Origin of the sequence: Synechococcus sp. R55.2 (assembly GCF_047462075.1) — a bacterium.
GTDB lineage: Bacteria > Cyanobacteriota > Cyanobacteriia > Thermostichales > Thermostichaceae > Thermostichus.
On record NZ_JANSIH010000443.1, the window covers coordinates 1 to 14,547 of the forward strand.

Annotated in this window: 14 protein-coding genes; 8 read left to right on the plus strand and 6 right to left on the minus strand. The window is 58.3% G+C overall.

Annotated features, from left to right (window positions below):
- Positions 1–26 precede the first annotated feature (26 nt).
- Entirely contained in the window at positions 27–1,307 is a 1,281-nt protein-coding gene (gene ahcY, locus NW838_RS15000) for an adenosylhomocysteinase (protein WP_011433351.1), read from the minus strand.
- Between the two features lie 95 nt (positions 1,308–1,402).
- Here ahcY and ruvX point away from each other — a divergent pair, with 95 nt between their 5' ends.
- On the plus strand, positions 1,403–1,915 hold the full coding sequence (gene ruvX / locus NW838_RS15005) for a Holliday junction resolvase RuvX (RefSeq protein WP_011433350.1): 513 nt from the start codon (positions 1,403–1,405) through the stop codon (positions 1,913–1,915).
- 140 nt (positions 1,916–2,055) lie between these two features.
- Positions 2,056–3,273, plus strand: coding sequence for an NAD(P)/FAD-dependent oxidoreductase (locus NW838_RS15010; protein ID WP_414357743.1), 1,218 nt, complete (start codon positions 2,056–2,058; stop codon positions 3,271–3,273).
- Here NW838_RS15010 and proC read toward each other — a convergent pair.
- The 5 genes from proC to speB form a co-directional block, all read right to left on the minus strand.
- Positions 3,270–4,073 carry a pyrroline-5-carboxylate reductase gene (gene proC, locus NW838_RS15015; RefSeq protein WP_011433348.1) on the minus strand — a complete coding sequence of 268 codons (804 nt, stop codon included), beginning with the start codon at positions 4,071–4,073 and terminating at the stop codon, positions 3,270–3,272. The genes NW838_RS15010 and proC overlap by 4 nt on opposite strands.
- A 5-nt stretch (positions 4,074–4,078) precedes the next feature.
- Positions 4,079–4,654, minus strand: a complete 576-nt coding sequence (locus NW838_RS15020) for a cell division protein SepF (RefSeq protein ID WP_011433347.1) — start codon at positions 4,652–4,654, stop codon at positions 4,079–4,081.
- Positions 4,655–5,235: 581 nt separating this feature from the next.
- Complete coding sequence (locus NW838_RS15025; RefSeq protein WP_414357742.1) at positions 5,236–5,919, minus strand: YggS family pyridoxal phosphate-dependent enzyme; 684 nt, start codon at positions 5,917–5,919, stop codon at positions 5,236–5,238.
- Between the two features lie 111 nt (positions 5,920–6,030).
- Positions 6,031–6,231: a hypothetical protein gene (locus NW838_RS15030; protein ID WP_414357741.1), complete on the minus strand. Its 201-nt coding sequence runs from the start codon at positions 6,229–6,231 to the stop codon at positions 6,031–6,033.
- A gap of 175 nt (positions 6,232–6,406) precedes the next feature.
- On the minus strand, positions 6,407–7,324 hold the full coding sequence (speB, locus tag NW838_RS15035; RefSeq protein WP_414428317.1) for an agmatinase: 918 nt from the start codon (positions 7,322–7,324) through the stop codon (positions 6,407–6,409).
- Positions 7,325–7,517: 193 nt separating this feature from the next.
- On the opposite strand from speB, the gene NW838_RS15040 reads away from it, so the two are divergent.
- The 6 genes from NW838_RS15040 to NW838_RS15065 all read left to right on the plus strand — a co-directional run bounded on the left by NW838_RS15040 (position 7,518) and on the right by NW838_RS15065 (position 14,361).
- Positions 7,518–8,270: a DUF561 domain-containing protein gene (locus NW838_RS15040; protein WP_011433343.1), complete on the plus strand. Its 753-nt coding sequence runs from the start codon at positions 7,518–7,520 to the stop codon at positions 8,268–8,270.
- A 340-nt stretch (positions 8,271–8,610) separates the two neighbouring features.
- Positions 8,611–9,345, plus strand: coding sequence for a ribonuclease PH (gene rph / locus NW838_RS15045; protein WP_414358226.1), 735 nt, complete (start codon positions 8,611–8,613; stop codon positions 9,343–9,345).
- A gap of 246 nt (positions 9,346–9,591) precedes the next feature.
- A complete protein-coding gene (locus NW838_RS15050) occupies positions 9,592–10,833 on the plus strand; it encodes a response regulator (protein ID WP_414358223.1) in 1,242 nt (413 codons plus the stop codon).
- A 604-nt stretch (positions 10,834–11,437) separates the two neighbouring features.
- Positions 11,438–13,135: an ATP-binding cassette domain-containing protein gene (locus tag NW838_RS15055; protein WP_414332172.1), complete on the plus strand. Its 1,698-nt coding sequence runs from the start codon at positions 11,438–11,440 to the stop codon at positions 13,133–13,135.
- A 12-nt stretch (positions 13,136–13,147) separates the two neighbouring features.
- The gene (locus NW838_RS15060; RefSeq protein WP_414332173.1) at positions 13,148–13,786 is read left to right on the plus strand and encodes a riboflavin synthase; all 639 of its coding nucleotides are present in this window, start codon (positions 13,148–13,150) and stop codon (positions 13,784–13,786) included.
- A gap of 11 nt (positions 13,787–13,797) precedes the next feature.
- The gene (locus NW838_RS15065) at positions 13,798–14,361 is read left to right on the plus strand and encodes a shikimate kinase (RefSeq protein WP_414374890.1); all 564 of its coding nucleotides are present in this window, start codon (positions 13,798–13,800) and stop codon (positions 14,359–14,361) included.
- The last annotated feature ends 186 nt before the right edge of the window (positions 14,362–14,547 follow it).

Sequence of the window (14,547 nt, forward strand, 5' to 3'; positions counted from 1 at the left end):
CAGGTTCGTAGCGCCAGCACCCACCCTCAAGTCCCGGCAGTCCAGGTGTTGCCGTACTCGATCTGCTCGGGGGTGAGGCTGTCGATTTGGATCCCCATGGCCTTGAGCTTGAGGCGGGCGATGGCCTCGTCCACCTCGAGAGGAATGGGGTGAAGCCCTGGGGCCAAGCGGCCCCGGTTTTTCACCAGGTATTCGCAGGCCAGGGCCTGGTTGGCAAAGCTCATGTCCATGACGCTGGCGGGGTGCCCTTCGGCAGCAGCCAAGTTAATCAGGCGGCCTTCCCCCAGCACCACCACTGACTTGCCCGACTGCAGACGGTATTCTTCCACAAAGGGGCGCACCGTCTGTCGGGAGACGGCCCGCTCCTGCAGCGCCACCAGGTCGATTTCAATGTCAAAGTGGCCGGCGTTGCAGACCATCGCCCCATCCTTCATGCGGTCGAAGTGCTCGCCGCGAATCACGTGCTTGTTGCCGGTGACGGTGATGAAGATGTCCCCCAGAGCAGCGGCTTCTTCCATCGGCATCACCCGGAAGCCGTCCATCACCGCCTCCAGAGCCCGCACCGGGTTGACTTCCGTGACAATCACCTGGGATCCCATGCCGCGGGCCCGCATGGCCACTCCCTTGGCGCACCAGCCGTAGCCAGCCACCACCACCGTCTTCCCGGCCAGAAGGATGTTGGTACAGCGCAGGATCCCGTCCAGGGTGGATTGGCCGGTGCCGTAGCGGTTGTCGAACAGGTGTTTGGTCTCGGCGTCGTTGACGGTCATCACCGGGAAGCTGAGCACCCCCGCCTTGAGCATGGCCCTAAGGCGCACCAGGCCAGTGGTGGTCTCTTCCGTGGTGCCGATGAGCTCCGACAGTTGCTCCTGACGGTGCTGCACCAGCTCCGCCGTCACATCTCCGCCATCGTCGATAATCAGGTTGGGGCGGTGATCTAGGGCAATCTGGACATGGCGGCGGTAGGTGGCCACATCTTCTCCTTTGAGGGCAAACACCGAAATGCCATGGTCCGCCACCAGGCTGGCGGCCACATCGTCTTGGGTGGAAAGGGGATTGCTGGCAATGAGAACGCTATCCGCCCCCCCTGCTTGTAGAGCCAGGGCCAGGTTGGCCGTTTCGGTCGTAATGTGGCAGCAGGCCACCAAGCGCAGCCCGGCAAAGGGCTTTTCTTGAGCAAAGCGCTCCCGGATCTGGGCCAGCACCGGCATCTCCCGCGCCGCCCACTGGATCCGTTGCTTGCCCAGGGGGGCGAGGTTCAGATCTTTCACTTCATGCTTCGGGAGAGACAGGGTAGCGCTGGTCATCGAGTGTTGCTCCAAACAGGGTCATCGAGAGAGGATAGGGGAACGGAAACTGCAAGCCCCAAAGGGGGCCAGGCAGCCATTAAAGATCAGCAAGGATGTCGATAAGCCTGAACTATTCTGCCACAAGGGATCCCCTTTCAGCGCTGGGGCTGGATGTAGGCAACCGCCGCATTGGCGTGGCCGGCTCCGACCGGCTGGGGCTGCTGGCTACTGGCCTAGGGGTGATCCAGCGCCGTTCCCTCTCAGAGGATATTGCCCAAGTGCAGGAGTGGATCCGCCGCCGCCAGGCCACCGTGGTGGTGGTGGGGATCCCCCTTCTGGCGGATGGGTCGGTGGGATCCCAGGCCCGCAAAGTCCAGCGGTTCGTGCGCGCTTTGCAGGTGGCCGTGGATCTTCCCATTGTTACCGTCAATGAATACCTGAGCACCGCGCAGGCGGAGTGGGATCTGCGCGAGGCGGGGATCCCGGCCAAAGCCCAGAAGGGCTTAATCGATCAGCAGTCGGCGGCGGTAATTCTCCAAACTTGGCTGGACGAGCGACGGGCTTCCCTGTCAGAAGTGCCGGCTTGGCAAAGCTGGGGCAACAAAGACTACGCTGGAGAAGTCTAGCCGGGAAAGTTTAAATCAATTCAAGCCCAAGGTGGGCCATCCCTCGTTGCCCCTTCTGCATCAGCAGGGTGTGATTGTTAAGTCGGGGCCTTTCGCGCAACTTTGATAACGTCTGATAACGTCACGTGAACCATCCGAGCATGAATCGCATTTGCATTCTTGGGGGCGGCTTTGGCGGGTTGTACACAGCTTTGGAACTGAGCCGGCAACCCTGGCCAGAACCACCCCAGATCACCTTGGTCGATCGGCAGGAGCGGTTCGTCTTTGCCCCCCTGCTTTATGAGCTGCTCACCGGAGAAATGGAAGACTGGGAGGTGGCCCCCCGTTTTCAAGATCTGCTGCCCCCGGGATCGGTGCAGTTTCGCCGGGGATCCGTCCGGGCCATTGACCCTCAAGCCCGCCGCGTGGAGCTGGAAGATGGGCAAAGCTTGGAGTACGACGCGCTGGTGCTGGCGCTGGGGGGAGAAACCCCTCTGGAGAGCGTTCCGGGAGCGGCGGAGTTTGCTTTTCCCTTTCGCACCCTGGCAGATGCTCAGCGGCTGCGCGCCCACCTGAAGGCGTTGGAAGACCGGGATCCGGCTCAGCCTGTGGCTCTGGCCATTGCAGGAGCAGGGGCTAGTGGCGTGGAATTGGCCTGCAAATTGGCGGATCGGCTGGGCTGGCGGGGACGGATCCGCCTCATCGAGTTGGGATCCCAAATCTTGTCCGGCTTTGCTCTCTCCAGCCGGGAGGCGGCCCAAGAGGCGCTGGCCCAACGGCGGGTGCAGGTGGAGTTGCAAACCAAGGTCTTGGGCATCGAGGCCCTTGGCGAGAACGGCGCCCCTCCCTTCCGTCTGCAGCTCCAGCGACTGGAGAGCCAGGAGATCGCCACAGATCTTGTGGATGCTGTGCTGTGGACTGTCGGAACCCGACCGGCAGCGGTGATTGCCAATTTGGATCTGCCCAAAACGGAGCGGGGACGGCTACAGGTTTTGTCCACCCTACAAACCCCCACCTTCCCAGAGATCTTTGCCTTGGGAGATGCAGCAGCGGTGGTGGATGCGGAGGGCAAGCCGGTGCCGGCCACAGCCCAAGCGGCTTTTCAACAGGCCGGTTATTGCGCCTGGAACCTGTGGGCTTTGCTCACCCAGGAGCGGCCTCTCTTGCCCTTTCGCTACTTTTCTCTGGGGGAAATGCTCAGCCTGGGGGTGGATACGGCGGTGCTTTCTGCCCTTGGCGGCCTCACACTGACCGGCCCCCTGGGCTATTTGGCCCGGCGAACTGCCTATTTGGTGCGCCTGCCCACACTGGAACACCAGCTCAAGGTGGGATGGAATTGGATCACCCGCCCCCTGTGGCAAGGGCTGCTGGCCCGCTAGGATCCCTGTAACTGGCAAGAGCGCTCGTAGGCCGCTCGCACTGCCTGCATCAGGGCTCCCCGCACCCCCGCCTGCTCCAAGGCTTGGATCCCGGCAATGGTCGTCCCCCCTGGACTGGTGACCCGGTCTTTGAGAACGGCAGGGTGCAGATTTTCTTGCTGCAAGAGGGCAGCAGTACCCGCCAAGGTCTGCAGGGCCAACTGGGTAGCAATGGGACGCGGCAGCCCCACCTGTACCCCTCCGTCGATCAGCCCTTCCAGAATCACCGCCAGATACCCCGGCCCGGAACCCGAAAGTGCCGTCACCGCATCCATCTGGCTTTCGGCCACCGTCACCACCTCGCCCACCGCGCGAAACAGCTTCTCCACCTGCTCCACCTGCATAGGCGTCACCCCTGGCCCGTAGCTGATGGCCGTTATGCCCGCCCCCACCAGCGCCGGCGTGTTGGGCATCGTGCGCACCACCTTTTGTTTGGGAAAAGCCTGCTGCAACTGCTGCAAGGGGATCCCGGCCATAATCGAGATCACCAGCTCTGTGGCGGACAGCCGGCCCATCTCAGCCACCACTGTCGGGAAGAGCTGCGGTTTAACGGCCAGAAACAGAATCTCAGACTCTCCCGCCTGGGATGGATCCGCCAACAATCGGATACCCAGCTCCTGCTGCAGGGCCACAGCCTTATCCAGATCAGGCTCCCGCAAGGCCACCTGCGCTGCGGGATAAACTCCCACAGCTACCCAACGCCGCAGCAGGGCGGATCCCATGGCTCCACCCCCGATAACACTCAGCAGTGGCCGCTCCATAGCAACTAGTGCTGACCTACTGCCTGCAGATGCTCATAGGTGCTGGGCCAGAGGGGGGTAGGGCTTTGCAAAGGGCGCTGCAGCGGCTGCACCACTTGGCTACTGGGGGTGGAAACCATCACCGTGCTGGGGGTGAACAAAAAAATGTTCTCTCCGATGCGCTCTTGGTGGCCATCGATGGCGTAGGTGCCGCCGGCAACGAAATCCACAGAGCGCTGCGCCTCAGCGGGATCCATTAGGGTCAAGTTCATGATCACCGTCTTGCGCTCCCGTAGGTACTGGATAACCTGAGCCATCTCATCGAAGCTGCGCGGCTCCATCACCACCACTTCACTGGTGGGTGGGTTTACGCCCGGTAATCCAATCACGTTGCTCCCCATACTGCCCCCTGCTGAGCGATCCCGATGCTGACTGCGCCGATGGCCCCGCGACTCTTCTCGACCGGCAGAGCCCTCCCCCGCTTCCACTCCCCGTTGCCGCCGCCCTCGCGGAAGGGTACTCACTTCCTCCTCTTCGGGGGGAGCAGCCGGTTGGGAACGGCGTCCCTCGTAGAGCAGTTGGTAATCATCCTGCCCTTCCATTTCAGAGTACTCCTCCAGGCCGTCCACGGGATCATTCAGACCCACAAAATCTCTTACCCTGCTCCAGATTCCATTGACATTCATATGCACATCCTCACTACAGGTCATGGGTTTACGGCGAGCGTAGGATTCAGGCTCTTGATTGGATCCTGAGTGGCTCACTCAAGCTAGGGGGCGTCCTTTTATTCTCGGTCAAAGTCTTTCAATAGGCTGAGACAGGGTTTGCTCAGGAAGCTGCCGAAGCAGGTGGGGGCTAACGTAGGTTAACAAAACCCCATTGATTCGACGACTAGAGTTTACCCAGAAGAAGTGAAGATGTCATCTCACTTGCCAAGCCGTTGTTTGGCAGGATTGAACTCTGCTCCCCGTCTGGATTGAGCCCACGTTAACGGAAGTAACGCAAATGATTACAAATTTCCCCAAAATTTCCCCAATAGGGCAAATCCTGGACGGGATCCCCCCACTTTTGATTATCCAAGCCGAACTCTCGCCCCAAAGGTGCCCCGCAGGGCGACTGGGGAGTTGCACGGCTTTACACAAAATATTTACACAAAAATTTAACGGCTTCACAGAGGTCACATCTATTCCTGCTCGGCGTCGGCAAACAAAGCACGCCCCAGTCGGATCAAGTTAGAGCCTGCTGCCACCGCCAGGGGGTAATCGTCGGACATACCCATGGAGAGGGTGTGCACCTGCAGATGTTCATAGCCACTGCGCTGGATGTAATCGGCCAGTTCGGCCAGCTTGCGAAACAGCTCTAGGGCCGCCTCTGAGCTCAAGCCCAAAGGCAAAATGGTCATCAGGCCCACAATTTGCACCTGCAGCAGTTGGTTCAGTTCGGGGAGGCTCTGCAACAGATCGGGGATGAGCCAGCCGAACTTATTGGGATCCGGAGCCAATTTAACCTGCAGGCAAAGCTTGGGGGTGAGGTGCAGCTCCCAGGCTTTTTGGTTGATCAGCTTGGCCAGGCGCAAGCTATCGACGCTGTCAATCCAGGCAAATTGCTTGAGGGCCGGTTTGACTTTGTTGGTCTGCAGATGCCCGATCAAGTGCCAGACGATATCGGTCAGATCTTGCAGTTGCCCTTGTTTGACGGCGGCTTCTTGCACTCGACTCTCCCCAAAGTGGCGGATCCCGGCCCGATAGGCGGCGCGGATGTGGTCGGCAGTGTAGCCTTTGCTCACCGCCATGATCTCCACATGGCCTGGGATCTGGGATCGGATGGCCTGAATGCGGCTGTGGATGAGCTGCTCGTCAAGGGGCATCGTCAGGTCAGCGGGCCGGGGATCGCTATCCCCATTCTCGTTCCGATTGGCAGCAATGCTTTGGGATAGATTTTCGCAGAACCCAGAGCCGGCGGACTGTCTGCTACCGCTTCAAGGCATACGTTCTCCCAGCGGTTGCGGCTTCAGCCCCGTCAGAGAGTTGAACACCACAGCCCGTGTGCCGGCAGGCACCACCACCAAGCACTGCAGCCAGGTGGCCAAGAGGAGCAGCACCAGTGCCCCGCCCACCAACGGGATCCAGAACCCAGTGGGAAGTTCCAAAGCAGGACGACGGGGATGGACCGATTTCACCAAGAAAACCCGGCGCGGAAGCCCCCAGATCTATCTGTGGGGAGAAGCACCGCCCTCCAATCCAAAACAGATAAACTGCTACCATGCAGCAAACCCTGACCCTAGTCTGTAAACTGGCTCCCACTCCAGAGCAAGCAGCCAAACCAGAGGATCCTCGGCCAAGCTCTTCTCGAGCTTAACCCAAGGCCGCAGCCAAGATCTGGTAGGCCAGTTTGGCGACGGTGAAGGCACTGCGGCGATCGGTTTCCCGTTCTCCCGTGACCGACAGCTCGACCACATCGGCGCCGATGATTTGCCGTTGCTGTCCTAGTGCCCGAATCAGCTCCACCGTCTCCCACCAGCCCAAGCCGCCAGGTTCGGGGGTACCGGTGGCCGGCACCACAGCGGGATCCAGCCCATCCACATCCACCGTCAGGTAAACCTGGGGGCCCAAGGTGGCGATCACCTCTGGGATCCACTCCTGGGCTGGCTTGGTGTGCAAGCTGTGGGCAAAAAAGGTGTGCAGACGGCGCTCGCGAATGGTCTGGCGGTCTTCGGCGCAGATGGAGCGGATCCCCACTTGGGTGAGGCGGCTGCCCACTTGCTCCACCACGCGGGCCATGGCAGAAGCATGGGAATAGCGGGATCCCTCGTAGCTATCTCTCAGGTCGCAGTGGGCATCGATTTGCAGGACGTGCAGCTCCGGATAATGGGCCAGGTGGGCAGCAATCAGGGGCCCGCTGATGGAGTGCTCCCCACCAATGGAAAGCAGGAACCGCCCCGGTCTCACCCACTCGGCAGCGCGACGCTGGATTTCGGCCATAGCCAGCTCCTGGGCGGAAGATCCCAGACCTTCCAACTCCACCGGGGGGGCCGTCCAGTAGCGGGAGATCTCTTCCGAGAAGTCGGGGTGGAGAGCCGGCTGGCGATCCCGTATCTCGTCATAGATCTCCACATAGGCAGAAGCCTGCAACAGCGCCTGAGGACCTTTGGCGGTGCCTTTGCCGTAGGAGGTGGTGGCCTCGTAGGGGACGGGCAGGAGAATCGCTTGGGCCATCTCCGGATCCGGCTCAGGCAGGCCTAGGAAGGGGAAAGGGGAGCGGTACATGGTCATTTGCAAGAAGGGATCCCTATTGTATTGAATTGCGGCAGGTTCAAAAGACTGGGATGCTCAGCATGAACAAAGAGGGATCCCTTGTGGGATTGAGGCAAACCCTCTAGACTGAGCAAAGGCTTCCCCAAGCCCAGTTTTAGCAGCCATTTGTTTTCACTCCTCTTAGACTGCCTTTCCACAAGCTGACGAGCCTATGACCACTGCCTCTCACGCTGCTCTTTTCGACGCTCTGGCCCAACGTCGGGCCCTCAAGATCATCAGCGGTCTACAAAACTTCGACCTGCAGTCGGTTCTGAGCATCACCCGCGCCGCCCAACAGGGAGGGGCCACTTGGGTGGATATCGCTGCCAGCCCCGAATTGGTGCAGCGGGTACGCGCCCAGATCGATCTGCCCATCTGTGTGTCGGCGGTGGAGCCGCAGCAGTTGGCCGCAGCCGTACAGGCAGGAGCAGACATGGCCGAGATCGGCAATTACGACAGCTTCTACCCTTCAGGCCGCATCTTCTCCGCAGCGGAAGTCCTAGACCTTACCCGCCGAACCCGCTCTCTTCTGCCCCGCACGCTCTTGTCGGTAACCGTTCCCCACACTCTGCCTCTGAATCAACAGGCAGAATTGGCCGAGAAACTGGAGGATCTGGGAGCCGATCTCATCCAAACCGAGGGCAGCACCAGTGCCGAGCCGGTTCACGGGGGATCCCTGGGCCTGATCGAGAAGGCTGCCCCCACCCTGGCCGCCGCCTATGAAATTAGCCGTGTCGTCTCGGTACCGGTTATCTGCGCTTCCGGCCTCTCGACGGTAACAGTGCGCTTGGCCATTGCTGCCGGCGCTTCAGGTGTAGGGGTGGGCAAAGCTGTCAGCCGGCTCCAGGATGAAGTGGCCATGGTGGCTCAAGTGCGGGCATTGGTGGAGGCCTTGGGAGGATCTCGGATCCCTGCCCTTGTCTAGGTTTGATGGGTGAAAGTTGACCCTCCTGCGCCAGCATGCACTGGTGCGTTTTTTTAGGTTCTCCGAGATAAGCAGGGAAAGGGAATCAGCAGGGCGGCTGAGGGTTGAGATGGGCCGCCTGGAGTTTTGCTGCTCACAAGTGCTTTGCTTTCTTCTGCCTAGAGGTGGCATACCCGGCGCGGTTGCCCTACTTGTCATCCTTGCCTTCCCAGATCAATTCCGTCCGCATCCGTTGCACAGTCAGACCGTTGCCCAAGTCATATTCTGCAGAGATTCCAAGTCCTGAGCCGCACTGGGCAGACATGGTTGACAATGCGAGGGATCCCTTTTTGAACTGTCCATGAGCTGGCAACGCCCAGATAATCGCACCGCTGCTCAATTGCGCCCGGTTTCTTTTGAGCGCCACTTTACCCGCTATGCCCCTGGCTCGGTGTTGGTCAAGTTCGGCCATACCCATGTCCTTTGCACCGCCAGTGTAGCCGAAGAAGTTCCCCCTTTTCTGCAGAACACCGGCCAAGGCTGGCTGACGGCTGAGTACCGCATGTTGCCCGGAGCCACGCAACAACGACAGCCGCGGGAAATGTTGAAACTATCGGGCCGTACTGCCGAGATTCAACGGCTCATCGGGCGCAGTCTGCGCGCCGCCTTGGATTTTCGCAAGCTGGGATCCCGTACCATCACCGTCGATGCCGATGTGCTGCAGGCCGATGGCGGAACGCGCACCGCCGCGATCACAGGGGGCTATGTGGCTCTGCACGACGCCATCACTTGGCTGTACAAACAGGGGGCGCTGGATCCGGCCCAGGGATCCCCGCTGCGGCAGCAGGTGGCGGCCCTTTCAGTAGGAATTGTGCAGGGAGAGGTACTTGTGGATCTGTGCTATGTGGAAGACAGCCAAGCCGAGGTGGACATGAACATTGTTATGAACGAGCAGGGATCCTTCATCGAGATCCAGGGCACTGCCGAAGCCGCCTGCTTCAGTCGCCCGCAACTGCTACAAATGTTGGAGATGGCCCAAGCCGGGATCCAAGAATTGCTACAAGCCCAACGGCAGGCTCTCAATTTAGAAAGATAGAGCCATAGCCGGACCCTAGCCTTGCAATGGTAATCCTTCAAGGCACTGCATATGGGATTGCATGGGTGTATATCCTGGTTGGCAAAGCGGTATTCCCTTGCTGTAAAGGAATGGCCGGGAAAGCTAAGATCAGCCAGTTGTTAAAATAAGTGAGCTCTCTGAAGCTCTCCTTTCGACGGTTTGAGCGTGTGGCTGAGGTGAATCGCTGCTCATTTGGCCTGAAGAAGTTGGCCCGGAGAACGCTGCATGTCCCGTTTTGTGTTCGGCTCGGAGGAACTTGCGCCACTGCTCAGGCAGCAAGGTTGGCGGTTTACCACTGGATATCTGCACATTCACCTCAAGGGACTGGATCCCTCTGAGGGTGCGGAACCCTGGGTGTTGACCTACTACCACGGCAGGCTGCTTTTTTCTGCCGATCAACCCCTCAACACGCAAATCCTGCTGAAACGACTCTCCCGCTTTATTCCTCGCCTCAACTTGGAATGGCCACAGCGGGCCATCTCGGTGGTGCAAGAGCGCTTGATGAAAGACCATTCCTTACCTGAGCTGCTGGAGGCTATCACGCAATTGGGCCTGCTCAAGCCGGGGGAGCTGGAAGATGCCCTGTGGCTCAACCTGCTTACCGATTTCGACCGCTACCTATTCGAACGGGCAGGCACCTGTTACTTTGAGGTGCAGGAGCAGGTCGCCCAAGAGGCCCCCATTGGCGGGTTTGAGTTGGAGCCGCTGCTGCAAGAAGCCGCCCGGCGCCACGATCGCTGGGCAGATTTGAAGGTGGCGATCCCGACCATGCTGGCGGTGCCGGTGGTCAATTGGGAGCGGGTCAACCGCTATCGCATCACCGATGAGCAACGACAGAAGCTCCACACCCTCACCAAAGATGGCCAGTCGCTGGAAGCAATCGCCAAGAAGCTGTGCCGGGATCGGCTGGAGGTGGCCAATCTCTTTGCCTCCTGGGCGAAAAAAGGTTTGGTCAGCCTACAAACACCCCAAGAGCTGCTGCAGACCAAGCGCCACAACCCGATAACCATCTTGGCGGTGGACGACAGCGTGGTGATGCAGGAAATCCTACGGCAGTATTTGCCCAACTATCAGGTGATTACAACGGGCAACCCCGCCGAGGTGCTTCCTTTGTTGTTTCAGCATCGGCCCCACCTGTTGTTGATGGATATCGCCATGCCGGGGATCGATGGTCTAGAGCTTTGCCGCATTGTGCGCAGCTTAGAAGAGTTTAAGTCCCTTCCCATCCTGATGGTTACCGCTCGCGATGGTCTGCTGGCCCGCATCCGCGGCAAATGGTCGGGGGCAACCGCCTACTTGACCAAGCCCTTCAACGAAAGTCAGCTTAATGCAGAGGTGAAGCGGCTTCTGGCCCAACAGCCGCCTGCCCACAGACAAAATCCTCTGTCGGTTCAGGGAGGCAGAACAGGTCATCCTGCCCTGTTTCAGGGATCCCCCCGTTCCCTCGAGGATCAAGCCAAGGCGTAGTGTCCTTCTGAGTTGATCCCCGTCGCCATTGGCTTTCCTGTCAAAATCAACAAAGGTTTTATGTTAGATAAGAAGTCAACTCAAGAGACCATAACTTGTCTGGGCTGACTGCTAATGTCAATGGATTGATAGCTCATTAGGACATGCCCAAAAGAGAAAAATAGGTTGCCGGGGATTTCAGAAACAAGAGACGAAGTAAGCATCCCATACACTGAAAACTTATCCGATCAACCTTCCTCATTGTCATCACGACCGGCTACTTCAATCTCTCTCAGGAACTGGCTTTTCCCCGCTGGCATTAGAGGTCGTTTAAGCCTTAGAGAAGCCTCACAAGGCTTCTGGCAAAAGAGTCCATACTAAGGGTACCGACAAACAAGCCCTGAAGACATGAAAAAAGATCGAACAGGGTTCAGCAGGCACTTCTGAAGGCAAACCAGAAATATTAAACGCTGTCGTGGATCCCGGCAAGATCAATGAGAGGGAGAAATCAAGCAGAAATTGCTCAGGATCCATGGACAGGGATCCCAAGAATACGTAAAATCGAGTAAAGAATGTAAAGAAAACGCCACACTTCTCCAATTGGTCCCGATCCCCAAGGAGCATTATGCTGCGACTGGAACACATTAGCAAAATCTATCCCACCGGTGAGGTGCTCAAGGATGTGAACTGGGAAGTTAAGCCTGGGGATCGCGTCGGCCTAGTGGGAGTAAACGGGGCCGGAAAGACCACCCAGCTCAAGATTATCTGCGGGCAAGAAGAACCGACCAGCGGCGAGGTGATCCGCCCCGCCAACCTGCGCATCGCCTATCTCACCCAAGAATTTGGAGTGGATCCCGCCCGAACGGTGCGAGAAGAGTTCTGGACAGTCTTTCAAGAGGAAAACCGCATTCACCAAGAAATTGCCCAAATCACCCAACAGATGGAGCAGGCGGACGCGGACACGTTGGAAACCCTTTTGCGCCGTCTAGATCGTCTACAGCGCCAATTTGAGAGTTTACATGGCTATGAACTGGAGGCGCGTATTGAGAAAATCCTGCCGGAAATGGGGTTTGAGCCGGAGGACGGGGATCGGTTGGTGAGCGCCTTCAGCGGCGGCTGGCAGATGCGCATCAGCCTGGGGAAAATCCTGCTGCAAAAACCCGATTTGATGTTGCTAGACGAGCCGACCAACCACCTAGACTTGGAGACCATTGAGTGGCTGGAAAACTACCTCAAGAGCTTGACGATCCCCATGGTGATTGTTTCTCATGATCGAGAGTTTTTGGATCGGCTTTGCACCCAAATTGTGGAGACGGAGCGAGGAGTTTCTACGACATACTTGGGTAACTATTCTCAATACCTACTCCAAAAAGCTGAACGGCGAGAGGCACAACAAGCTGCCTACGAACGTCAGCAAAAGGAAATTGAAAGGCAACAAACCTTCATCGATCGCTTCCGGGCCAGTGCCACCCGCAGCACTCAGGCCAAAAGCCGCGAAAAACAACTGGAAAAGATCGAGCGGGTCGAAGCGCCCATTGGCGACGTGCGTACCCTCAAGTTTCGCTTTCCCCCTGCTCCCCGCAGTGGTCGCGAGGTGGTGAAGATCGAGAATTTGACGCACATTTATGGAGATAAGATTTTGTTTTTGGGTGCGGAGCTGTTGATCGAGCGTGGGGATCGCGTCGCCTTTCTGGGGCCCAATGGGGCAGGAAAATCCACTCTGCTGCGTCTTATCACCGGCCTAGAGCAACCTACCGAGGGATCTGTGAAATTGGGAGCACACAATGTGATCCCTGCCTACTTCGAGCAAAATCAAGCAGAGGCTTTGGATCTGAGCAAAACCGTCTTGGACACCATCCATGACGAAGTGCCCGACTGGAAAAACGAAGAAGTGCGCACGCTGTTGGGTCGCTTTTTGTTCAGCGGCGACGCCGTTTTTAAGAAAGTAGCGGCTTTGAGCGGGGGAGAAAAAGCCCGCTTGGCGTTGGCGAAAATGCTACTTCAGCCGGCCAACCTACTGATTTTGGATGAGCCCACCAACCACTTAGATATCCCGGCCAAAGAGATGCTGGAAGAAGCTTTACAGCATTACGATGGCACGGTGATCCTTGTTTCTCACGACCGCTACTTTATCTCAAAAGTGGCCAACAAGATTGTAGAGATTCGCAACGGAGAGTTGGTCGCCTACCAGGGCAACTATCACTACTATCTAGAAAAGATCGCTGAAGAGAAAGAGAAAGCCCGACAAGAGCGAATCGCTGCCGAAAAACGAGCCAAAGAGCGAGAAAAACAGAAAGCCAAAAAGGCAGCCGGCAAAACCTAAGGAGCCAAAGCAATGTTTACGGGTCTGGTTCGAAGTTTGGGCACAGCCCAGTTGATCAATTCTTCACAGCTACGGGTTACCTGTCCCCGGTTGCAACCTCAGTTGGCCTATGGAGATAGCGTGGCGGTGGACGGCCTTTGCCTGACGGTGGTGGAGATTCTGCCCGATGGATTTTTGGCCGATGTTTCGCCGGAAACCCTGCGGCGCTCGACTTGGGGCCAGGGATCCCTCGGCCCGCGCACAGTCAACCTGGAACCGGCGCTGCGGGTAGGAGACAAGTTAGGGGGGCATTTTGTCAGCGGCCATATCGATGGGGTGGGGCAACTGTGGGATCAAGCCGCCACTGGCAACGCCTGGGAGCTGAGCTTCAAGGTTCCTGAAGAGATCGGGCGTTACATCGTACCCAAGGGCAGCGTGGCGGTGAATGGGGTGAGCTTGACCATTGCTGAGGTGCGCCAAGGGGGCTGCTGGTTCAAGGTGGCTGTGATCCCCCAAACCTACCGCGAGACCAACCTTTCTCAGCTCCAAGTTGGGGATCCCGTCAACATAGAGGCGGATATTTTGGGCAAGTATGTGGAAAAATTACTGGGCTTGCTGCCCCCCGAGAGCAGCGTTTCTCTGGAGTTTCTGGCCGAGCATGGCTATATCTAGGTACCTTTCCCATGATCCACCCCGAGGAAGTTGAGCGCCTGCGCGGCGTAAATGTTTATCTCATTGGGATGATGGGCAGCGGCAAATCCACCGTGGGATCGGAGCTGGCAGCCCAGTTGCGCTTTCAATTTTTCGACACCGATGGTCTGGTGGAGCAGGTGGGGGGTTCTTCCATCGCTCAGATCTTCGCCGAGCATGGGGAAGCCTACTTCCGGGATCTGGAGACGCAGGTGTTGGCCCAGTTGAGCAGCTACACCCGGTTGGTGATCGCCACAGGCGGCGGCATTGTGTTGCGCCCCAAAAATTGGAGCTACTTGCACCATGGCCTCACCGTTTGGCTGGATGCGACCCCCGAGCTGATTTGGCAGCGGCTCAAGCGGGATCCCGGCCAACGCCCCCTGCTGCAAACCCCCGACCCCCAAGCTGCCCTGTACAAGCTGATGCAAGAGCGAGAGCCGTTCTACGCCCAAGCCGATGTGCGGGTGCCCATCCGGTCAGAAACCAGCCCGCCCCAGTTGGTTGAACAGATCTGGCAAGCCATTCGCGCCCGCTTGCGAGATGGGATCCCTTCCTAGCCACCTCGCGCCCAACACAAAAAGGGATCCCATGAGGGATCCCTGAACTCTTTAGTTTTTGATTTTTGATTACTCAAGATTCGCCGGGAGCGGATCCCTGACGCAGCCAGGGTAGCTTCCTTTAGAGCGCGTTGCCGCGGGGGAGGACTTCTTCAGGGAACTCAAAGCGCTCATGCGGCTGGTCCT